The organism is Elusimicrobiota bacterium (genome assembly GCA_016788905.1).
Lineage (GTDB): Bacteria > Elusimicrobiota > Elusimicrobia > FEN-1173 > FEN-1173 > JADKHR01.
In genome coordinates this window covers 28,398-53,068 of record JAEURZ010000020.1, presented here as the reverse complement: position 1 = coordinate 53,068, position 24,671 = coordinate 28,398, and the positions used below count along the sequence as shown (strand labels likewise).

At 49.7% G+C, this 24,671-nt stretch carries 7 protein-coding genes; all 7 read left to right on the top strand.

The genetic code is table 11. The annotated features are described in order from the left end of the window. Positions 1 to 838 precede the first annotated feature (838 nt). Positions 839 to 1,675: a thermonuclease family protein gene (locus JNK54_08900; GenBank protein ID MBL8024381.1), complete on the top strand. Its 837-nt coding sequence runs from the start codon at positions 839 to 841 to the stop codon at positions 1,673 to 1,675. Positions 1,676 to 2,216: 541 nt separating this feature from the next. Continuing rightward, complete coding sequence (locus tag JNK54_08895; protein ID MBL8024380.1) at positions 2,217 to 3,497, top strand: DUF2130 domain-containing protein; 1,281 nt, start codon at positions 2,217 to 2,219, stop codon at positions 3,495 to 3,497. A 59-nt stretch (positions 3,498 to 3,556) separates the two neighbouring features. Then, on the top strand, positions 3,557 to 5,125 hold the full coding sequence (locus JNK54_08890; protein ID MBL8024379.1) for an ATP-binding protein: 1,569 nt from the start codon (positions 3,557 to 3,559) through the stop codon (positions 5,123 to 5,125). Beyond that, positions 5,122 to 9,921: a DEAD/DEAH box helicase gene (locus JNK54_08885; protein ID MBL8024378.1), complete on the top strand. Its 4,800-nt coding sequence runs from the start codon at positions 5,122 to 5,124 to the stop codon at positions 9,919 to 9,921. The genes JNK54_08890 and JNK54_08885 overlap by 4 nt, the downstream gene beginning before the upstream one ends. A gap of 3 nt (positions 9,922 to 9,924) precedes the next feature. Continuing rightward, positions 9,925 to 11,346, top strand: coding sequence for an AAA family ATPase (locus tag JNK54_08880; protein ID MBL8024377.1), 1,422 nt, complete (start codon positions 9,925 to 9,927; stop codon positions 11,344 to 11,346). 150 nt (positions 11,347 to 11,496) lie between these two features. Beyond that, entirely contained in the window at positions 11,497 to 12,669 is a 1,173-nt protein-coding gene (locus JNK54_08875) for an IS4 family transposase (GenBank protein ID MBL8024376.1), read from the top strand. A gap of 100 nt (positions 12,670 to 12,769) precedes the next feature. Then, positions 12,770 to 24,607 carry a DUF488 family protein gene (locus JNK54_08870; protein ID MBL8024375.1) on the top strand — a complete coding sequence of 3,946 codons (11,838 nt, stop codon included), beginning with the start codon at positions 12,770 to 12,772 and terminating at the stop codon, positions 24,605 to 24,607. The last annotated feature ends 64 nt before the right edge of the window (positions 24,608 to 24,671 follow it).

Here is a 24,671-nt window from a genome sequence, read left to right as displayed (position 1 = left end):
CCACCGTGTCGGTAGAGAGAGAAGAGACACAGCCAACAGCACTGGGCCACCACTCGCGGGCGCAAGCCCGCGCCCGCTCGTCCGTCCCGTTTCGACAGCCGTGCCCTTCCCCTCGTTCACGACGTGTAGCCAATCGCGCGGTTCCTCCCCCGGTTGGCCGATCCGGCCACGTCGTTTGCTTCGGTTCGGTGCGGCTCCCAATCGTCGGGCCCAGTTCCGCCTCCGTCCCTTAATCGGCGGGAAAAGAAACAGCCCCCCGCTGGTCCCGCCGAAAAGCCGCTCGGCCGCGCCGTCACGAAAAACGCGCGGCGACCCAGCCTCGCCCCGCTGTGCTGGCGGTTGATTCGTTCCAGCCCCCGGGTCGCTCCCCGGCCCCGCACAAAAGACGTGCGCGGGACCAGTCCGCTCCGTCGTACCCGCGACTGAACCACCCCCGCTCCGTTGGAATCGTTCTAACCCCGGGCTCCACCGTTCATTTCGCGGCCCCGCCCCTATCCACAAATGGGGACAGTTGCTGGACCCTGGGTTGTGTGCCCCTGTTCACTGGAGCTGTCTGCCGCGGGGCCACTCCCCAGGGCTGGGGGATAGTTGTTCGCTCCGGTGCTCGGGAAACCTAACAATTCTTAAGGGTTGGCCCTCGGCCTCCTCGTCCTGGCGCGCGCACGCCTTTTCTTATGTTTTTTTTAGCCCACAAAGCCCGACACGTGGAACGTGGTGGGTTTGTGGGTGCCTTTGTCAGTTGTTTAAATACCGTCCTTTGTCCTCCGGTTAAGCCCTCAATTTCATAAACTTACGGTGCGGTCAAAATGGCAATATAAAAGAGGAACCAACCCCGCCAATGAAAAACGTCCTAGTCGTCGGTAAATCCATTGACGCCAACGCCTATGAGCGCCTCATCAATGACCTTCGCACCCTCTGGGAAACAGGGAAAACCAGAGCGAGACGAGCTATTGCGAAGGAGGCTCTTCGAACCTATTGGGAAATGGGGGGAAGGATCGCGCAGGAACAACTGACGGAAAATGCGGGCTATGCAAGGTCGGTCATGCAACAGCTGGCCAAGGACATCAAAACCGATATGACCACCCTCTATCGGTGTGTTCAGTTCCACGAGACATACAAGACCGTCCCAGAGACAGAAGTCCTTGCCTGGGCGCACTACAGGGTCCTACTAACGATCAAAGATCCCAAAGAGCGGGAATACTACACGGTCCAGGCGGAGAAAAACGATTGGACGCGGGACCAGTTACTGAGGGCAGTTCAGGGTGACAGATATGGGGAGGGAAAGAAGGGGAAAAAGGCGAAACAACTCCCCCGCCCCGCCGGTGCCACATACGTTTTCAAGGCGATAGTATTGGACGTCGTTGATGGTGATACTTTGGTCCTCGATGTGGATTGCGGCTTCGAGATCAAAAAGAAGGAGCGGATCCGCCTGGCGGGAATCGACTGCCCGGAGATCACCACGGAGGAGGGCCGCGAAGCCGCCGAATACGTCCGAACCCAACTGTCTCGCCTCCCCTTCGTGATGCTCCGCACCACCAAGGTGGACATCAACGGCCGCTTCCTTGGCCACATCTTCTATTCGCTGGACGAAACAATGGACAAAGACGACATTTACCGTGAAGGGGTGATGCTAAATCAAGAGTTATTGGATAAGGGGTATGCCCGTGTCTACTAGTCTGGTGGCTTACAGGGTTCGAGTTAACTTCATCTTTGCTGTGATGGCACTTTTTCTGACAACAACTCGCTTCTTCGGAACGAAACCAAACACCCCCGCCGAAATCTGCCCCCCGGCGAATCCTCTCTCATGTTCTCCACCCCGCTGTCTCAATTAATTTGTTCCCTCCGGCGACTGAACCACGGCCGTTCGCTCCTCTAGCCTGACAGGAAAACATATCTTCCCAATATCCTACCGCCGTTTCGGTCTTCCTCCTGCACCTTCGGTTTTCCAGCTTCCCCCTTTCAGCTTCTTTTCATTCTTCGCGCGCAAAAATTCCATTCCACGTTTTTTGAAGGTCGGCTAGCCCGGGCAGACACGAGGAACGTGGCGGATGGGCCCGCCGGGTTTAACTAGCAAACCTACATCTAAAACAATTTACCTTTAATTGTTTACAGAAACAGCTATCGGCCTAAAATAATTATAGAGCCCAATTTGTTATCATCCAGGATCATCGACCATACGAAACCATGAGCCATTAACGCCAACAGGAGTGGGTGGAATGGACCCGACCATTGAATGTCCAAAGTGCAAGCAAGAAATCAAACTGACGGAGTCTTTGGCCGCTCCGCTGGTGGAGACCATTCGCCTCGATTATGAGAAACGTTTAGCCGAAAAAGATTCTGCTACCGCGAAGCGGGAGACCGAGCTTCGGGAACGAGAAAATGCCATCACAAAGGCCAAGGCGTCTTTGGACGAACAGGTCGCGGCAAAGGTCAAGACCGAACGGGCGAAGATCGTGGCGGAGGAGTCCGCCAAGGCCCGTCTCACTTTGGCGATGGATTTGGATCAGAAGGCCAAAGAAATAAACGACCTTCAAGAGGTCTTGAAAACGAGGGATGCCAAGTTGGCTGAGGCTCAAAAGGCCCAGGCGGATTTGTTGCGCAAGCAACGCGAGCTTGACGACGCCAAGCGCGAGATGGATTTGAATGTCGAAAAAAAAGTTCAAGCGGGATTGGCCTCCGTGCGCGAACAGGCCCGCAAAGAGACCGAAGAGTCCCTCAATCTCCGCCTGATGGAGAAGGAGCAGACCATCGCTTCAATGAAGAAACAGTTGGAAGAAGCCCAGCGACGGGCCGAGCAAGGATCGCAACAGCTTCAGGGTGAAGTTCTGGAGTTGGAGCTTGAAGCGTTGATTCGAAGCAAGTTCCCTCGGGATACCGTTGACGCGGTGCCGAAAGGTGAATTCGGCGGGGACATCATTCACAAAGTTGTTGGCCCGACGGGGCAGGCGTGTGGAACGATTTTGTGGGAATCAAAGAGGACAAAGAATTGGTCCGATGGTTGGCTCCCGAAACTTCGGGAGGATCAGCGGGCGGCCAAGGCCGAAGCAGCGCTCCTCATCTCCCAAGCCCTGCCGAAGGGGGTGGAAAGTTTTGATCAGGTGGAGGGCGTCTGGATTGCCCATCCAAGAGTGGCTTTGCCCGTGGCGGCCATGCTTCGCCAAATCCTAATCGAGGTCAACACCGCCCGCCAAGTTTCCGACGGACAACAAACCAAAACCCAGATAATCTATCAATACCTTACGGGGCCGCGATTCCGGCAACGGGTGGAGGGCATCGTTGAGGCGTTTACGTCCATGAAGACCGACCTGGACGTGGAAAAAAAAGTAATCACCAAACAATGGGCCAAACGCGAAGAGCAGATCGAACGGGTTATGCAGGGGACTGTCGGCATGTATGGCGATTTGCAGGGGATCGCGGGGAAGACGTTGCAGGAAATTGAGGGGCTTGAATTGTCTGCGTTAACCCATGAACCTGAATTAGGCGATGAAGACGAATGAGAATTAGCCACATTCACATTGAGAATTTCAGGTCAATAGAGAAAGTCGATTTCCAACCTATGGCTTTTAATGTTTTGGTTGGACAAAATAACCACGGCAAAACCAATGTTTTCAAGGCGTTGGAATGGTTTTATGGCGGCAAGGGAGAACTAAATGAAATTCGCTCTACATTCTCTCCAAACGGTGAAATCGTTGTAGAACTAACTTTCTCTGGTGTTCAGGATGGAATCAAACAGATAAGTAACGCCGAGAATCAGACCAAGCTCCGAGCTATTGTTGAAACATCTGACATCATGCGTGTTCGGCGAACAACCGGGGATCCCAAGGCCCGCTACGTATTCCACCCAAAAACGAATGAATGGAAAAAGCAACCAACGGGAACTGACCCGGCATTCAACAATTGCATCCCGCGTTTTGAATTTATCGAAGCCACAAAACATCTCAAAGACGTTTCGGGCTACTCCTCCAAAACCCCCATCGGGCAAATCCTTGGAGGAGTCCTCACCGGCATTCTTGAGGGTGATGAGGAATACAAAAAGTTCAAAGCTTCCTTTGAAGCTGTCTTTCAATCTGAGAAGTCAGGCATTCGCAAAAAACTGGCGGCATTGGCTGATGATGTGAAATGCCATCTTCAACAGCAATTCCCAGACTGCTCGGACGTTCAATTTGAGGTTGGGGAGCCATCGATTGAGGATTTGTTCGAAAACTTCACAACTCGATTAAACGATGGAGTCCCGACTGCCGCAGAAGACAAGGGCGACGGGATGCAACGCGCCCTTATGCTGGCAATAATTAAGGCGCATGCAGATCATCGGCGAAATGATGCTTTAGGAAAGGCTTTCATATTCTTCATCGATGAAGCCGAACTACACCTCCATCCAGGGGCACAACGACACCTTAAAAAAGCCTTATTCGATTTATCGCAAGCCTCCGATCAGGTATTCATCAACACCCACTCATCCGTATTAATGGTAGACGAACATGAGAAGCAAAGCGTTTTTCGTGTGAAGAAATGTAGCGGGAAGACCGAGATAATACCGGTTGCCGGGCAATCCAAGCAGGACGTGATTTTTCAATTGTTGGGGGGCAGCCCTGCTGATTTGCTGTTGCCAGCTAATTTCTTGATTGTAGAAGGCCCAAGCGACAAATTATTTCTTGAGAACCTCATCTCACGCTTTTATCGGGATAAACCATCGATCCAAGTTGTCGCTGCCTATGGCAATGACGAACGGGCACATCAAAGCATGGACGCCATTAATCTAGTTTTCAAACCCCTTGACACTCCCATTTATCGGGACAAACTTACAATTCTTATCGACGAACCTTACGGTGATACTGAAAAGAGGCGCCTAAATAATTTTCGGTCAGAGCATCCGAGGCTGGACAAGAACAAACAGATATATGTGCTTCCTGTTAAGGCATTGGAGGAATATTATCCTGATAGGTGGAAGAACCTAGGCCTCGGGAAGTTGGTTTGGGCCGAAAGAGTTGCTAAGGAAATTACCAAAGATGAATTTGAAAAAAAGATGAGCGTGGTATATAACGCAATAAATCAATGTTGGGATCGTGCGTATATCAACAACCAGGTGAATCCCATTCCTTCCTCGTCTGCCCCACCTTGTTCATGACCAAATCTATCAATGATATTCTCCAGCAATTTCGCGAAGAGGCCCGAAATAATCGGGACCTGGGGGATCGGTTTGAGCGATTAATGGTGGGGTTTTTGAAAAAGGATCCGGTCTATTCGGATTTGTTTTCTGCGGTGTGGTTGTGGGGGGAGTGGCCGGAGCGAGGGAATAAGCCGGATGTTGGGATCGATATTGTGGCCCAGGAGCGGGGGAGTGGGGATGTTTGGGCGATTCAGTGTAAATTTTTTGATCCGGCACACACCCTTCAAAAGGCGGACATCGACTCATTTTTCACGGCGTCGGGGAAGGACCCTTTTAAAAAGCGGCTTATTATTTCTACGACGGATAATTGGAGCAAACACGCCGAGGACGCGTGCAAGAATCAGCAAATACCGGTAAGCCGGTTGCGGGTTCAGGATTTGGACGAGAGCCCGGTGGATTGGGCGGCGGTGCGGCCGGACCGGCCAACGGAAATAAAATTCAAAGACAAAAAACATCTACGACCCCATCAAAAAGAAGCCCATGATAAGGTGATTGCCGGGTTAAAAGCGGCCGACCGTGGGAAACTGATCATGGCCTGCGGGACCGGGAAAACCTTTACCTCACTTCGGATTGCGGAAACGATGGCGCCCGCCGGGGGGTGCGTGCTGTTTTTGGTCCCTTCGATCTCGCTTATTTCGCAGTCCGTGGCGGAATGGGCGGCTGAGGCGGAGGCTAAGTTTAGTTTCTTTGCGGTATGTTCCGACCCCAAGGCGGGGCAATCGGGGGAGGAAGAGGACATTTCCACCCACGACCTTGCGTTCCCGGCGCACACGAATCCGAAACTGTTGGGGCATCAGATCGAAGCCCTGCGGAAAATACGGAAGAAAAACGTCACGGTTATTTTTTCCACCTACCAGTCCATTGCGGTGGTTCAGGAGTCACAAGAGTTTGGGACACCGGTTTTTGATTTGGTGATTTGCGACGAAGCCCATCGAACGACGGGGATAGAACGAACGGAATACGACAAGGCGGGGGCGTCGGCTTTTGTGTTGGTACACAAGCCGGATTTCATTAAGGCGAAAAAGCGGCTGTACATGACGGCGACGCCACGAATTTATGACGACGTCTCAAAAGGGAAAGCCAAAGATGCGGATATTGACCTTTATTCCATGGATGATCCATCGGTATATGGGGAAGAGCTGTATCGGCTCGACTTTTCGGAAGCGGTGCGGCGAGGGTTGTTGTCGGATTACAAGGTGATGGTGTTGGCGGTGGATGAAAAGCATGTGTCGAAGGCGTTCCAGAGCCAGATTGCGGACAGAAATAAAGAATTGAATTTGGATGATGTGATTAAAATTGTCGGCTGTTATAACGGGTTACAGAAGAAGATCCTTCCGGTGGACGGGGATGGGGCGGGGGTGATGGACCAAACGCCGATGCGCCGTGCGGTGGCGTTTAATCGGTCGATTAAGGAGTCGAAAAAGATAACGGAGCTTTTTGAAGGGATTGTGAGGAATTACGTGGGGGAGAGGGCGGCGGGTTCTGAAGAGGCGGAGGAAGGGAAATATTTGAGGTGCGAAGTGGATCACGTGGATGGGACGCACAACGCGTTGATCCGAAACAAGCGGTTGCAATGGCTGAAAGAAGACACGACAAAGAATGGGAATGTTTGCCGGATTTTGAGCAATGCGCGGTGTTTGTCGGAAGGCGTAAACGTTCCGGCGTTGGACGCGGTGATGTTTTTGAACCCCAGGAACTCCGTTGTGGATGTTGTGCAGTCCGTGGGGCGGGTGATGCGTAAGGTGGAAGGGAAGCAATACGGGTACATCATCCTGCCGGTTGGTGTACCGGCGGATGTGAGCCCAGAAGAGGCCTTGGCGAACAATCAAAAATACAAGGTGGTATGGCAGGTGTTGCAAGCGTTGCGGGCGCACGATGACCGCTTTAACGCGATGATCAACCAGATTGACATTAACAAACAGCGGCCGGGGCAAATACAAATCATTGGGGTGGGAGAAAATAAGGAAGGGGAAAAGGGGTCGGGTAGTGCTGTCCAGACTGTTTTTAACTTTCCCCACCTGGAAGAATGGCGGGATGCCATCTTTGCAAAGATTGTGGTGAAGTGCGGGAACCGGCGGTATTGGGAAAGTTGGGCGCAGGATGTGGCCAAAATTGCGGACCGGAACACCACGCGCATTAAGGCCTTGGTGGAAACGGCGAACTCTGTCCACCGGAAAAAGTTTGAAACCTTTTTAAATGGATTGCGGAAAACCCTAAACCCGAGCATTAGTGAAAACGACGCCATCGAAATGTTGTCCCAGCACATCATCACAAAGCCCGTGTTTGACGCGCTTTTTGAGGGATATGAGTTTACGAAACGGAACCCGGTTTCAAAGACCATGCAGAAAATGCTGGACCTTTTAGAGGGGCAAAGCCTAGAGAAAGAAACAGAGAAATTGGAAAAGTTTTACGAAAGTGTGAAAGAACGCGTGCGGGGGATCGACAACGTAGAGGGGAAGCAAAAGATCATCATTGAGCTTTATGACAAGTTTTTCAAAACGGCGTTCCCCCGAATGGCAGAAAGGTTGGGAATTGTTTACACACCGGTGGAAGTGGTCGATTTTATTTTGAAAAGCGCGGACGCGGCGCTCCGCGGAGAATTTGGGGTGGGGTTGTCGGACAAAGATGTTCATGTGCTTGACCCGTTTACCGGGACGGGGACGTTTATAGTTCGGCTTTTGCAAAGTGGGCTTATCAACGAAAAGGATTTGGTGCGGAAATACCGGGAGGAGTTGCACGCCAACGAAATTATTCTGTTGGCTTATTACATCGCGGCCATAAACATTGAAGAAGCCTATCATGGGCGGGCAAAGGCGGAATACGAGCCGTTTGAGGGGATTGTACTGACCGACACGTTCCAGCTGTCGGAAGGGAAGGGGGCGTTTGAAGACCCCAATTTCCAGGTGAACAGCGAACGGGCGGACAAACAAAACCGCCGGGACATTCGCGTCATTGTGGGGAACCCGCCATATTCCGCAGGGCAAACCAGCCAAAACGATAACAACCAGAATCTCAAATATCCAGGGTTGGACCAGCGAATAGCCAATACCTACGCGGCCAACGCGCAATCAGCAAACATTAATAGCTTGTATGACTCATATATTCGAGCAATAAGATGGGCGAGTGATCGAATAAAAGATAAGGGCATAATTTGTTTTGTTAGTAATGCGGGGTTTATTGATACCAAAACAATGAGTGGGTTAAGAAAAACCATACACGACGAATTCAGTCGCATCTACTGCTTCAACCTGCGAGGCAATCAAAGAACATCTGGCGAGCTTTCAAGGAAAGAGGGTGGAAAGATATTTGGTTCTGGAAGCCGCGCGCAAATTGCAATAACGCTCTTTATAAAAAACAAACAGCACAAATCGCCTGGTAAAATCTTTTATCACGACATCGGCGATTATTTATCACGAGAAGAGAAATTGTTAATCATTCAGCAATTTGGGGATATCAGAAATATTGGATGGGCAGAGATTGATCCAGACAAAAACCACGATTGGATAAACAAGCGAGATGAAAAGTTTGAAAAGTTTATTCCATTGGGATCTAAGGTGGACAAAGGAAGCTCAGATGTGGAATCAATATTTGTGTCATATTCACTGGGAACTCAAACAAACCGGGACGCGTGGAATTATAATTACTCACAAAACCGTGTCGCAAAAAACATTTCACATATGATTGACGTGTATAACCAGCAAGTGGAGGTATTGAATAAAAGTCAAAAACATAATCCACGGATAAAGATATTCGACGTAATAACTAACGACTCGAAGAAAATTAAGTGGTCATCCTCATTGTTGGGTGACTGTCAGCGGGGAGTGCACATTAAATTTAATAATTCGGCGGTTCGCCCTGCTGCATACAGGCCATTCACTAAGCAACAAATCTATTCCGCCTCCGACCTCATTCATCGGCCTGGTAAAATGCCGATGTTTTTCCCGGACGCTGAGAAAAGGAATTTCGCGATTTGTGTGACGGGGGTAGGTGCAACAAAAGATTTCTCAGCGCTGATTGTGGACATCATCCCGGATCTTGAAATCATTTCGAAGTCGCAATGTTTCCCACTCTATTTTTACCACACCAAGAGAGAGAAGTCGGGGGAATTGAATTTTGGACAAGAGGAAAAGACGATAAATGTTAGTGACTTCGCCCTGAAGCAATTCCGTTTGAAATACGAGGACAATAAGGTTCAAAAAGAAGATGTGTTTTACTTTGTTTATGGCCTTCTGCACTCCCCGGAGTACAAAAAACGATTTAAAGCCGATTTGGCAAAAACTTTACCACGGATTCCGTTCGCGAAGGACTTTTGGGCTTTCAGCAAAGCGGGACGCAAGTTGGCGGAATTGCATTTGGGGTATGAGAACATAGAGCCATACCCGGTGAAGGTGGCCAACAAAGAATTGGCGCTGGATTCGGCTCGTCTCTACGAGGTTCAAAAAATGCGGTTTGGCAAAAATGCCAGTGGTGAGGACAAAACGGTTATTCAATTCAACAGCCATATCACCATAACCGGCATTCCCTTGGAAGCCTATGAGTATGTGGTCAACGGCAAGTCCGCGATTGAATGGGTGATGGAGCGCTACCAGGTGAGCCAGGACCCGGAGAGCGGGATTGTGAACGACCCCAACGATTGGGCGAGGGAGCACGAGGATCCGCAATATATACTCAACCTTTTGAAACGGGTTGTGACGGTAAGCGTGGAAACGATGAAAATTGTGAAAGCCCTCCCCCCGCTGGATGAGCGAACTTGAGCCATGGCCGGAATTTGGGAGGGGTTTAAAAAGGCGCTCGGAGTTGAGCCTCAGGAAGTAAAGGATTTGGAACAGAAGGCCCTTCGGCGACAAAACCGACCGGTGAAGGCACCGACGAAACCGCGAAGCCCCTCCATTGAAGTAACCCCCGAATACACGGAAATTATGCGGTGGTTGGACGCCAAAGCCCCCTTGGTGTTTGTGACGGGAAAGGCGGGGACTGGCAAATCCACATTTATCCAATACCTACGCGATTGCTTCCCCGCAAATATGGCGGTGGTGGCCCCAACGGGAGTGGCGGCCTTGAATGTGGGGGGAGCGACGATCCATTCCTTTTTTCGGTTGCCGCCGCGGATTGCCACGGATGACGATATCCATTTGGTGAGGGATCGGCGGCTGTATCGAAAACTTAAACTTTTGGTGATTGATGAGATCTCCATGGTGCGGGCCGATGTGGTGGACGCGATGGATCAATTTTTGAAATTGAATCGGGAAGTGCAGGAGCCGTTTGGCGGGGTGCAGGTGGTGATGGTTGGGGATCTGTTTCAGTTGCCGCCGGTGGTGCAGTCCATTGAAAGGGACGTTTTGGCACAAATGGCGTACCAGAGCCCGTATTTTTTCAGCGCGAAGGTTTTGAAGAGTGGATCTATGGTAACGAAAGAATTGACAAAACTTTATCGGCAATCTGAGGAAGAGTTTATCCGCATACTTAACCGTGTCCGGGTAGGGGATGTGGACGAGGAGGCGTTGAACCAAATCAATGGCTTGAGTGAAAACGGGGAAACGCGGGAGGGCGTGATTACTCTGTGTGCGACAAACCGGGTGGCGGACGCCATTAACGACGAGGAATTGAAAGGGATTGAGTCGGAAGAAAAAACGTTTATGGGCAGCGTGACGGGAAAATTTGCGGTGGAAGAAACGAAACTCCCCTCCCCAATGAATTTGACGCTGAAAGTGGGCGCGCAGGTGATGTTTACGAAAAACGATGAAACCAAACGCTGGGTGAATGGAACGGTGGGAAAAGTGGTCGAATTAAAAGACGAATCGGCCACCGTTGAGATTTTGGACGGAACAGGCCGGGCTTACGAAGTGGGGCCGGTGGAATGGGAAACGTTTAAATACGAGCTCAAAGATGAGGCGATCAAGCCCGTTTCCATGGGGAAGTACACGCAACTGCCCCTGATGTTGGCGTGGGCGGTGACGATTCACAAAAGCCAGGGGAAGACGCTCGACAAGGTCCGGATCGACTTGGGATCGGGCGCCTTCGATTATGGGCAGGTGTATGTGGCGTTGAGCCGATGCAAGGCGATGAGTGGAATTTCATTGGCAAAGCCAATGAATAAATCCGACATTCGATGCGATCCTGTGATAAAAAGGTTTTATGAGGCATTGAATGAAAGAGGAAAGCCGAGTTTGTCACTGTAAAAAACCGGTTATTCGCCTAAACTTTTCCCCCTAAAAGCCGTGTTCGGTAACTTCACATGCACTCACACCTGTCCGGGGAAAAATAAGGGAATCCCCCGTTCGTGGTAAAATGATTGTGCGAACAATCCATTTTATCGACGGAGGATTCCCTTGGCCCATTATAACACGATTTTAAACCAGCTGTTGCTTCATATTCCCCGACATCAATTCGACCGACTGGTCAAAGCCCACCAAGCGGACCGATATTCGAAAACATTCACCACGTGGAACCAGCTGACGGTGATGCTGTATGCCCAAGCGAGCGGGAAAGACAGCCTGCGCGACATCGAGCAGGGACTTGAAACCCAAGAGAGTAAAACCTATCACGTGGGATTGGCGGGTCCTGTGAGGCGGACGACGCTGGCGGACGCGAACGGGCGGCGAAAGTGGGAGATTTTTCGGGGAGTGTTTGGGGAACTGTTGATGCGGTGCCGGTCAGTGACGCCGAAGCACAAGTTCCGGTTTAAAAATCCGCTGTATAGCCTTGACTCGACGGTGATCAGCCTGTGCCTGAGCGTTTTCCCCTGGGCTCGTTATCGAACGGGGAAGGGGGGCCTGAAACTCCATTATCAGCTGGATTACGCGGGGCATATCCCGAGCTTAATGGTGATCACGGAGGGGCGGGAGAACGATGTGTCTGTGGCGAAGAAAGATATTCCCATTAAACCGGACAGCATCTATTGTTTCGATCGAGCCTATGTGGACTTCGGATATTTTCGACGGTTACATGAGATGGGATGTACGTTCGTGACGCGGGTGAAAAAGAACCTGACCTACCGGGTAACCGGACAGCAGGAATGCTTGAAAAACCGCGGTGTTTTGATGGACGCGACGATTGAGCGAGCCAGTGGGGATTTCGCGGGGAAGGATTGCCCGTTAAGGCTGATCCGGTATTACGATCAGGAGAACGATCGGGTGTTGGAGTTTCTGACCAACAACACGACCTTTGCGGCCACGACGATCGCTGCGATCTATAAGGCGCGGTGGCAGATCGAGGCGTTTTTCAAGTGGATCAAGCAGAACCTAAAGATCAAGTCGTTCCTTGGCACGACGGAAAACGCGGTTCTAAGCCAAATATGGGTGGCGATGATCTATTACTTACTGCTGGCGTATATCAAATACCAAACCAAATACGGCCGTTCTCTGTTCTATTTGCATCGGATGATTAAGGAGACCCTATTGGACCGGGTCTCCCTGATGGATCTACTTAATTTAAATGAGCCCAGGCTTAAGCGGTTGAAGCAACTTGACCCCCAACTTCATTTTTCGTTTATCGCCACCTAATTTTCAAACTTTCCCCGGACAGCTGTGCGGGGCGCCAAGTTTACAAAATTGTTACATGATCTTAAGGCGATCTTCTGGGAGGGCGTGTTATAATCGGACCGTGAAACTTCCCGCGCTCAATGTCAAGAAAATAACGGGTTTTGTGCTTTCTGGAGCCCTGCTGGCCACCCAGAGCCTGTTTGCCTATCAGCCTGAAAAGAATTTTTGGTCCGAACGACGGCGGGTCACCCAGCGTGAGTCGACTACACTTCTGGCTTCCCTTCCTCAATCAGTGCAGGGCCCGACGTCTTTGGCCGCCCAGTTTCCCTCGCCTGAAATCCATCGGTCTTCGCTCACCCCCTCGGTTTTTCGATCAGTTCCCAACACGTTTTTAACGGGTCACGCTGACCTTTTGGACGCACTCTCTTCCGCCCACGGAAGCGTGCGCAAGGTTTCCCTCGGGAAGAACGCCGGTCCCTGGGGACCGGTGGTGATCCACATTCAAGACGTTCATATGAACGACGAAGCCCAGAAGAATATCCGGGAGACTGTGGCGGATTTATTGAAGTCCGGAAAGGTGGGTATGGTGGCCCTGGAGGGATCCACCGAGGACATCGCCCTCCAACCCTTCGTGGATTTCCCAAACAGGAAAGCCGTTGAATTGACGGCGGACTATTTGTTGAGGGAAAACAAGATTTCCGGCCCCATCCACGCGGCCATGACGGCTCAGGGGAAACTCCCCCGAATTCTGGGCATCGATGACCCTGTCCATTACGCCGCGAACGTCCAAGCTTACAAAGATTCCGCCCCGGAATTAAAAAAAACTCGTTTGGCGATAAATAAGCGGAGGGGGGAACTAGAAGAACAAAAGAAAGCCGTGTTCTCTCCCACTCTGTTGGCCCTCGATCAAACAGTGAATGGATACCGAAACGACAAAGTTTCCCTGGGCGACTATGTCGAGGTTTTGGTTTCTGGAGCGCGGGCGTCTCGCCCGCCATCTGCGGGCGAGACGCCCGCGCTCCCAATGTCACCGAGAAGGCCAAAACTCAAAACCAAAGACGTTGGAATTGTCGAGACCTTTCTCCACGCCCTAAAAACCGAACGCACGCTTGACTTTAAACAGGTCGAAGCCGAAAGATCAATGTTAATCGAAAAACTAACCCGAACCCTGAACACCCAAGAAATCAAGGAACTAATGGCCAAAAGCCTGGCCTACCGAACAGGGGAACTCCGATATGGCGACTTCTACTCTCATTTAAAAGAAACATGCCGAAAAAAAGAGATCCGCCTGTCGGATTACCCCGCCATGGACGAATACGTTCAGTATGTCTTGCTTTGTGGCGGGATCGACGCGGAACAGTTACTAAACGAAATCTCGGCTTTGGAAAAATCCGCTTATGACGCCCTGGCCAACACCCTGAAAGAGAAAGCGCTGGTCGCCCAATCCCGGCAAGACTGGCTTACCTCAAAGCTGGTAGATTTCGGTTTAACACCGCTGGAGTGGAAAGAATATGAAAGCCTTTTAACAAATAAAGATCCTTCGCTCGCCTCTTTTGAAGCCTTTTACCATGAAGCCGAAGCGCGAGACACGGCCATGGCCAAAAACCTTTTGGCGGGGATGGATCTTCAATCTAAATTTGATTCACATTCCGTTGCGCTTTTGGTCACTGGTGGATTCCACGCCGAAGGCATTGGAAAAAAGTTGACAGATCGAGGCGCGACCGTTATTTCCTACGTTCCCAAAATCGATAAGGTCGACACCGCCCAGGGCTCAGCGTATCTAAGCGTATTCACCCAAGAGAAAACCCCGCTGGATAAACTGTTCCAAGGGGAAAAACTCTTTCTCGCTTCTTCTCCCTTTGCGACACATTTCCGCAGCACTCTTGCCCCAGCGCTCGTGGCCTTGATGGGGGTTTTCCTCTTGGGACAAATGGGTAGGGTCGATGTCGATGCGATTTACTCCACACTGGGCGGTGTTGGGAGCCTGTCGGTCTTGAAAGTAGTTCAAGATACAATTCGAGCGAAAATAAAATTCAAGGGAATGGTATTTGAGTTTACCGTTAAAAAGGGAAGTCCTGGCATTCAGAGCGTTACCGAATCGATAGGAATAGAATACGGTCGTTGGTCAGCCATCACCCGCTTCCTTGAACGTCAATTTACAAGGGCCGAACGAATCAATCCACGCCAAATATTTAAGGAATTGTTCTTTCTTGGGCCCGCCCTCACACAAATTCTGCTGGGGTGGATAAACGATCCTACGATGGGGCCCCTGTCTCTTTTCCTATCGTCCCTCACTCCTTTGGCAATAACCCTTCCTGTTTTTCTGCTTTACCATGGGAATCTGTTTATCAATTTGCTGAAGGAGACCCCAAAGGAACAATCCAAATGGCGGGTCGCGGCGGTGTATTTCTTTTATGTAGCGATTGGGTTTGTGTTGTTCGGGTTCGCATCAACGGCAATGTTTTCGTTTGCGCTTGGATTCATATCAAACAGTCCAATGTGGAATACCGTTCTCATGATCATTGTTTCTCTGTTGGGTTCATTGGGTCTCGCCTACAATACCCATCGGGGTGGAAACTTGATGTTCCCTGTTCCGGCTATGGCCACTCAAAAAGAAATCATCTCAAGTTTAAATGACGTATTCGATTATTTCGAGAACGACTCTCAATGTGATTACGATGTGATGTGGGATACAACGAACCGACTTATACAATCGGGATTTGAAAGAGGAGTCCCAGCTGAAGAAATTAGTGGTTCTATTCGCACCTTGGCAAACAAAGCAAATGGCGAATACAGGGTTTTTGTAAATCTTCTTCGGCTAAATGTGAAAGATCCATTTCTCTTGTGGTCACAGAATAAATCTCCTGCCGCTCCCATTGCGAAGGGTGATTTTACTGAAGATAATACGAAAACCCAGCCTGTGGCATCCTCCCAACAAGCAACGGACACTGTTCCGGTTCCCAAAGTGCCTGATCATGTGGTGAGTTTAAATACGATTATTTCTGAGTGTCAAATTGATTCAAATAAGTATGTTCGGAGTCGGGATCCTCGGAAAATGAAAGTGATCGAGGCCATTGATGGGGACAAAACACGCGACGTAGGGCATGTGCGATTGGAATCTGGCCAAAAAATTAAATTATTCCGGATTTCTTCAGGTGGTCCCACCCTTGATGCATGGGGTATGGCTCCTGAAGACAGGGAACCATTTAAAGCTTGTTTTTTATTATTTCCCCCGCCAAATTCAAATGAAAGTGCCTTTCATCATGAAGATTTTGAACGCGCCTATCGCGACGGATTTCTAATTCGGGGAAATCACCATATCACGGCCAAAGAAGCTTTTTTTATGATTGGATTATTTTTGAAGAAAACCAAACAGGAGATTAAAAACAGTCTCACCGAGTCCGGGGTGCTTGATCGATCGCACATCATTTCTATTGGTGATTTCTCACTCGAGGTATTCCCGAGGGTGAAATGGGACTATACCATTGGTCAATACCATCGCGTTGACTCGACTTTAATCGGGCACATTTTGGAGGAGATACTTGTCGACATTCCATCTCTTTCGGCAGAAGAGACCGATCTGAACAAAGGTGTTTCAGAAGACTTGTTATTGCAAATTCCTCTCGCCCACAGGATGCCCGATATGAATTCCCCTCGACAAATTACTGTGGGGGATGAAAAATTGTATCTGCGGTTAGGAGCCCAAGGTTTGGTATGGGCCATTAAAAAGAAGCCAATTGCGGAGCGAGCAGAAAAAGTTGGTGGAAGAGAAACTAAGAAAAAAACCTGGAAATTTCATTATTCTATTGCCACCGCATTGGAGAAGATGGGAATTCTGACAGACGCTGACTTAGCCCGCCAAGTCCTTTCTGATTGGAAAGGTCTAAAATCTAAATTGCAGAGGATTGGTGTTTGGAAGACCGGAGTCGTTAAAGAATGGGTTGAGGCGTATGATTACAAACATTATTGGGTAAAAAGGGGAAATGGTATTAGGTCCATACAAATACCTGATCTCCCATTATCTTTGCCTGCGAAAGCCTTGCTTAAAGGGGTTTTTAAAACCGGGGACTCAACAACTCTAGGAGATATTCTTCATTGTGGTAATTTACCGCAATTGCTTGGATTGAATCAAGGTAAAGTTTTCGATTCGCTGAACGCGACCAAAGAAATCTTCGGTTTCCTTAAACACGTGAGGGAGTTTGAACAAAATACCTATTCCAGCGACCCTCTGTTTTCGGAGATAAATGATGCGATCGATCTGTTTTTAAAAACCCAAGCGAATCCAAATAATTATGAAAACCTATTGATTTCCGTGCGAAGTCTTTTATCAAAAGAATCACGAGCCCCGAAATTAGCGGAATCCTATGTGAATCTTTTTATAAAGAAGGAGGCGGATTTTGAAGATGGAGAGACAAATGATGGAGAAATAAAAAATCTTGCCACCCCAGGTAATCCTCTTAGCAAGTTCGTTCCAATGCCGATAACCGGGTTAGGAAAAAAGGTTCGAACATTTGACTTCGCGTCACCCGTGATGACCAAATTGTTCTTAATGAATATTCACGCCAATAGCGATTTGTTTGATTGGTCCCCCAGGCGGGATGCTTTGAAGGATGCATTAAGCCGACATCCTGGGGTGACGGAAGAAATGATCCAAACCGTAGAGGATTGGTTTGAAAAAGGAGGGCCTGATCGAGTTTGGGTTTCCCCCAAACACCATTTGTGGGATACGCCGATAAGTGAGCTCCCACTCTCAAAAGAAAGCCTAAAGGTTTTATTCCGTGTCCGTGGAATGACTAATGCCTCAACATTGCAGGATCTTAAGGACTTAGGAAGTCCATTGCACGGATACCTAAAGGGCGCGTTGAATCAAGAATTTGTTACCGTTGATGTTCATACGGAAATTGAGGAATTTTATCGCGTCATTTTTCACCTCTATGGAAACTTGGGTATCCGTCAAGCTGTTGAAGGTTACATAGTGGGTGATCAGAGTGTTAAAGATGATGATAAATTACGTAAAAAGGTCATCGAATTTGTGACGAATAGTCGGAGCAATCGCCGAGCTGAGGATGGGGACGATCGGTGGATTCGATTGTTTCGTAGAGAAATATTGGAAGAAAATGCCCGCTTTAATCTTTCGCGACAAAGGGATAGTTACCCTAATCTTGTGGTTCGCGAGGGTATATTGGAAAGATTAAGAGAATCTGATTGGAACATCGAAAAAGTGGCGGATGAATTTGGGATAACAGTTAGTGAGTTTCTTGAAAGCGTCAAGTCAAATGATCCTGATCCTTCCGTATCGGATGTCATTGGCTTCTTAAAGGCGCATTCTGGCGATGTCCCTGGCATGGTGAGACTGTTCTTCCGGGCGAATCAGGAATTTGATTTTTTTGATGTTCTTAAAGGTTTGATAATAAATGCGCCCATTCTTCGTGACTGTGTTGTCTCACGACTAAAAACATCTGGGACGGTTGCCCAGGCCGCGACCGACTGGGGAGTCGAAATTTCATGGATGCGTCGTCTCGTGGAAGTTGTTGGGGTTGAGTCATTTCCCGCTTTTGCTGATATGCAGGAGTATTTGGCCATGCATGACGGGAATGTGGCGGAAGCGCAACGGTTCTTTTTTGGCGGAGATAATAGAGCGGAAGCTTACTTTTTTCGATATATTGAAAAACGGGATGATTTTAAAATCGGCCTTCGGGATTTTGTCCTTAATAAGTTAAGGACTTCCGGCACAAAGCAGAGAATGGCCACTGATTGGAAGGTCGGAACTCAGTGGGTGCGAAGCATGATGGCGCTCACTGGGATAGAAAAGTTTCCCACGGGAGAGGATTATCGTCGTTATTTAGAAGCGAATGATTGGAATTTAGAAGCGTGTAAGAAATTCCATATGCCAAGCGAATCTTTTAAAGAATTTGTCGATAAACTAATCGCCGATCAAGGAGTTCCTCAATTCTTAAATGAGAAAATTCGGGAGTTGTCCGGGGCCTCTTCCAGCCGGAATGCTCTGGCGGAACGATTGGGGATTGGGGTCCCGTCTCTGAGTTACCTTTTAAGTCGATTGGATTTGACAGAGTTAATTACGAATTCGGTCAAAAAGTCCCCCGCTCAGGATCTGTTTGAAGAATTCAAAGATGCCGTGGAAGTCTGTGGGAACGATACCCAAAGTCTTTTGGATCTTTTGTTGGTGTTGAATGGGGAAGCGATCCCTTTGGCGCAAGTGAAGAAGTATGTTCGAGATTTTACAGAACTTCATTTGGGCGATGTGGCTCGGCGGGGGCCAGGGGGACTGGGAAATCGGGATCAGCGGATGTTGGAGTTTTTCTTTAAGAAAGCCAGTCTCATAAACAAAAAAAGCGTCGAAGAACGGGGCATGCTGGTTTCTGTTTTCCTTAAAGTTTTATTTATTGAGCTGTCGGATGAGAAAAAAGGATCCCTATTGATGGCGCAGTTGGAAGAGGCGCGCTCGAAAGGGGTGTTTTTTGAAGAGCTTTATCTGGCCGCCCGTGACCTTACGGACCGAGCCCTTCAATATCGCGCTCCGCATCTTTTAACTCACCTTTTGCCTCACCAAAGGGTGGGGGCTTTTTTCCTTAGCCATCACGCCCGGGCATATCTGGGTGATGGCACAGGACTTGGAAAAACCATTGAAGCCCTGGCAGCCATGGACCCCCAATGGAAAGTGTTCGTTGCCGCACCCGCCTCGCTCTTGGATTCGTGGCAGAAAGAAATTTTCAAACACTTTACGCGGGAAGCGTTGAAAGGAATTAAAATTGTGGTTCTTTCCGGGGATCAGGCGAAACGACAACGGCTCATTGACTCTGTGAGGGACGAAAAAGGCGTCATTGTGATTGGAAGCATTCAAAGCTTGAGAGGGAAAACTGTTGAGGATTTGTCTGGTTTATCCCATGGGCTGGACCTCTTTGTCGTTGATGAGTCTCAAATGGGCGCTAATTATCGGGGAGAAGGGGATCAGCGGAACGCTCAACAGGCGGAAGCCTTGCAGAAGATTGAGAGCTCTCGAAAGTGGTATCTCTCCGCCACGGCTTATGGATCCAACCATCAACAATTGTTCGCCATGTTGCACGCGCTTTCCCGTGGCACCCCCGAGGAAGACAAATACAGGGATTATAATGAGTTTTGTCGAATACATCCGAGAAATGATCCCCTCGGCTATCGCTTGCTTCGGGCCGCCATGCGGCGTGTGAGCTTGAGTCGAGAACCGGACGATGTCATGAGGCGGTTCGATCCTCCGGCTGTTCACCCGTTAGCAGAACAGGGGGCACGGTTGCCCCATCTTCGCGAGGTGCCCTACACGAGCATGGGGGGATACTTTCTCAACGAAGAACAGATTGATCTATTGCTTCGGTTGGTAAAAGATTTTGGGCGATTTGCGGCTTGGTATAATGAACGTGTTCCAGAGGAACAGCGTTTAACGGAAGAACAAATTAATCCTTTTACGAAGTTGCGGTTTGCCTTTGATTTGATGATCAACCCGAGGCGTGTGGGGGGGGGAAGCGATTCCCCCATGTGGGCTGAGTTGGATCGTGTTGTTAAATCCTATGCTTCGTCCGGAAAAAAGGGGATATTGTTTACCCTCAATAAGTCCGTGTTGGAAGCAGCTTTAAATCGCTACGGGCGCTATGGTGTTGCGCGCATTGATGGCTCGATCACGGGGTATGCGCACGATCAGAATGGAATCGTGGTGAAAGGGTATTTTGACCAATCTGGAGAATTGGTGGTCGACGCCCTTGACCCCCGTGCCCGAGCTGTGGACGCCAAGACCTATCAACGGCACCTTTTTCAAACGGATCCCAAGGTTCGAATCATTGTGGTGAATATGAAGGCCGGTGGCGTCGGCCTTGATTTGACGGCGGCCGAATATGCGGTCCAAGTTCAATTGCCCGATACCTACACGCTGGACCGGCAATTAGACGGGCGAATGGTGCGTGTGGATTTAAGGCGACCCCACGAAGCCGTTGATAAAATTCGAATGGTGGCCCGTTTCCCGGAAGGATGGGCGGAACGGTATCGAGGAACGGAATACGAGCCCTTGGCGGCGGAACTTTCCGCTTCGGGCACTCCACTTGAAATTCAATTGGAACGGAATGAGGCGGGGGAACGGGTGTTTCGTTTGGTGATGACGGATTTGGCAACACCCGAAGAGCAAGACACATTGATGGGAAAATCGCTGATGTCCTTCTTTCCAGGATTTCAACAAGACAAAAGCATGGAGCGGTATTATTCGTCGCTCCGCTCTCCGGCCGTTCGTAAAACCCTTGAGCTTTTTCTTCCTTTGTATGAAAGGGCACAATCCCAAGATCAGATGGGCCAAGTGTTGGAACTGGCTGAACTCTATTTCAAAACGGGGCAAATTAAGGGCCTAGAAGACCTTCTCCGCACATTGGGTTCAACAGAAGAATCGAATGTCGGTTTTCTTTCGGCTCTTCAACGGATTCCGAACAAATTTGCGCGCGCTCGCTGGATGGAACGGATTACCTATTTTCTGGGGATTCTCTACACGGTAGGCAAAGGGGAATCCATCGCGACTGAAATGGAAGATTTTTCCTTCTTATTTGAAGAGGCTCCTTATGTCGTTTTTCCTCTCTACTGTGTTTTGGGACATGCGAATGCCACAACCGAAAGGGAAATATTGGCGTCTTTTCTCTCCGGGATGGATCGAGACATGGAACCAAAACAAAAAGGACTCTTTTATCAGTCCCTGTGCCTCTGGCTCCTCCATGTTAATGGTCCCGATGCGCAAACGACATTCTTTTCTCTATTAAGGAAATATCTAAATTTATTTGTTGGGCCGGGATTGGATGTCCCACACAGAATGGATCGATTTGAAAAAATGCTCCGTCTATTGGATTTTCCCGAAACGAAAGAAGTTTTGTTATCAGAGGAGGTTCGCGCGGACGCTGATTCTTTTGATGGCGGTTTGGTTCGGGCGACAGAGAGGGCCGCGCAACGGATTTTCAATCTCTCTCAGAGTGAATCAGTCACCCTTTGCCGATCCTTCCCAGCCGTTTTGACGGCGCTTCAAATGGCAAAAAGTTTAAATGGAAACCCAAAATACGCGAAAGAGGCACTGCAACTTCAAGAGGTCCTATCCCAAGTGGCAAAGGGGCGTTTCTCCCAGTGGCGGAACCGGCAAGAGGGGGAGCGCCTAAACGGGGGGAATGTGGAGTTTCTAAAAGCTAACGAAGAATTTTGGGAAATTTTTACCAAAGAAGAACGCGTCTCCATTAATGGATTTGAAATTGGTGTTGCGGAGCATCAAGCGCATTTGAATAAAGTTGTTGGTCAAATTCAGGAGTTAATGACACAAGATGATTATGCCGCCATTGCTGAAACTGTAGGCGATTGGGCTCCGAAAGAATTTTTGTCCCTGAGCACTGTTGATAATCCGGGGAAGGCATTGTCTCCTGGGCGGGCCGAATTGGCCGCTGTTTTGGGCCAAGTTCGTTTGGGAAGACATTTGAATGCATTCGACCGCTCAGTCCTGGCCCGTGCAGGTGTTGATTCTCACGGCAGTTCAGAGGAATTGACTGATAAAATCCAAGAACGTTTACGCGCCTATTCGTCGTTGGAGGATTGGTTGTTTCTGTCCCATTGGTTGTCCCGTCTGACGGCATCGCCTCCCTCTCCCGCGCAATTGCGGAATCTTCGTCTGATTGTTTCCAAAATTATTGGGCGCGCGACGACCCAGGGCGCCTCCAAGGTCGCGGAACATCTTGAATTGTTTTTGGGTACGTTGAATCAATTAAATGAGCGTTCTCGTTATGAACGCCTGTCCATCGAATTCACGACAAACCCCGCTCTTCTTCTTCAACGAGGCATGCTTCAACCCCGCTTGGTGGATTGTTTCAATGCCTATGCCAATCCAGAACAGTTTTCAACGTTGGTGGATGATTTGGGTTCGCGAAATAAAATATTAGCCATTGTGCGGGACCAGAACGGTCACATTCTGGCAAGAAGTGTGGTTAAAGTGAAACGGATGGAGGACGGCACTCCCGTGCTATTCCCAGAACGTCCGCTTTATCTGGGCAACCATGATTTTGAAAACGAAATATTGGAGGCTTTGCGAAAGTCCAAAGCCAAGCCATTGGCGAAGTTTAAAACCCTATTGGCAAAAGAAGCGTCTTCGTTGAAAGGTGGGCAAAAAATATTTGATACCGGCGGTTACGGAGAGCGGGAATATTTTGAGCCTTTGTTCGGTGTTCGTTCCCGCGACAAGGGAGCCATATATCATTTCGGGGAAACAATGCCCAGCGATGCCGTCCGCGTTCCTTTTTTGGGAGGCATTGGATACCAAGGACAGTCGGTTGAATTGTTTTTGGAATTATTAAAAGAACAGGGAATTACCTTGGTCATTGATGTTCGTGAAAATGCCTATAGTCAAAGGCCTGATTTCTCAAGCTCATTGAGAGAACGATTAGGGAATGCGGGGATTGGATACGAACATCAAAAATCTCTTGGCGCGCCGAAAAGTATTCGCCAGCTGCATCGTCACGGTGAAAATGACGAAGAATTTATGCGCCAGTATGCAGGATATCTTGACGCCCATCGTCACGTCGTCGACGAATTGGTGCGTCGGATCGAAGGTCAACGGGTGGCTCTTCTCTGTTACGAACAAGACCCCAGTCAGTGTCACCGGACGGCGATCATCGCGGCGCTCCGTGGGCGAATCTCTACTGACGAGGACATAAAAGATCTTCGTCCCCCATCTTCGACGCAAATGGATTTGTTTGGCAATCACCATGAGGGAAAAGCCGCGAGCACGTGGGGGCTCAAAATAGCTGAGTGGCTCGGGGCCAAGGTGGGGGGGGCGGTTGGCCGGGAACGGTTTGGGGCAGCCTATCGACAGTTTGCGGCTTTCATTGAGTGGAGCGTTGGCGCGAAAGTTGCTTCTTGGGGTTTAGTGGGGACCCTTGTTTTTTCGGGGGCCCCATGGGGGTGGGTTCTGGCTCCGGTTTTGGGGGTGATTTATGGGGTTTTGTTTTTTGGGTCCCACTTCATTTCTAAATCCATGGCGCCGGTCACACGGGTTAACGTTGGGGTGGTGGAGGCTATGACGATGGGCCTGATTTATGGGGTTCTCATTGGGGTGACACCTTTTCTGTTGGGGGCGGTTCCCCTGTGGGGTGTTCCGGATTTCGGAGTACAGGCGGCGGGAGTCCTCTGGGGATTGGCGGGGGGCTTACATTCGATATTTGATTCAGAAAAACCGAGAGAGGCGGGGGAGAGGGTGGCTTGGACGTTGGTGGGGCGGATGTCCCGTGTTCAAGGAGTTTTTGAGGTATTGATGCCGGGAACGGAAATAGATCACACGGAACAGGTGGTGGGGAAAGGGAGCCTTTCTGTTGACCCCATGACGGAAATACTATCGCGGCTGAAGACGGATACGGAATTCCGCGCGGGATTTTTAGGGGTTGTTCAATCGGCGGTCGACCAACAAAAACTTTCAGGAACTCCATTGATACTGCTCTCCTCACTGGCCAAGGCTGCCACAGGGCAACCCGTCAATTACGTCCACGTGATGGGAAGCAGTGCCTCTGTTGAGCTAAATTCCATTGAAATGCTGCTGGAGCGTTCCGGAGTGTCGGAGGATGCGGGGGTGTCCGTGGGGCTCGTGGTCCCTGCGGGGCAGTCTCGGGAGATTCAGGCCCGACTCTCTGTTCTCGCGGCGAAGGGCGTTCAACTTTTTCCTGTGAATCTGAGCCGTTCGGGATGGTCGGCTGACGTTCTGGACACTCTTGACCACGACATGTCGGCATGGCTGAGCAAGACTTCCGCTACGGTGGCGACGGTGGGGGCTGGCGTATCGATCCATCGAAGGGATATCGCTTCTCTTGATGAGAACTCGAAACTTCGGATGGCTTTGGAAAGTGCTGTCACACTTGGGGACGTTGTTCAAACATTTCTCCATTATCTGCGCGTTCTCGCTTCCAACGCGTAGAGAGATCTCTAAAACAGCCGCTTTTCGAGGTCTATCATTTCAAAAAGTGATAATGTGCACAGGA

Bases quoted from the DNA above. Each gene is read 5' to 3' on its own strand.
- JNK54_08900 (MBL8024381.1), top strand. From the start codon at position 839: ATGAAAAACGTCCTAGTCGTCGGTAAATCCATTGACGCCAACGCCTAT.
- JNK54_08880 (MBL8024377.1), top strand. From the start codon at position 9,925: ATGGCCGGAATTTGGGAGGGGTTTAAAAAGGCGCTCGGAGTTGAGCCT.
- JNK54_08885 (MBL8024378.1), top strand. From the start codon at position 5,122: ATGACCAAATCTATCAATGATATTCTCCAGCAATTTCGCGAAGAGGCC.
- JNK54_08895 (MBL8024380.1), top strand. From the start codon at position 2,217: ATGGACCCGACCATTGAATGTCCAAAGTGCAAGCAAGAAATCAAACTG.
- JNK54_08890 (MBL8024379.1), top strand. From the start codon at position 3,557: ATGGCTTTTAATGTTTTGGTTGGACAAAATAACCACGGCAAAACCAAT.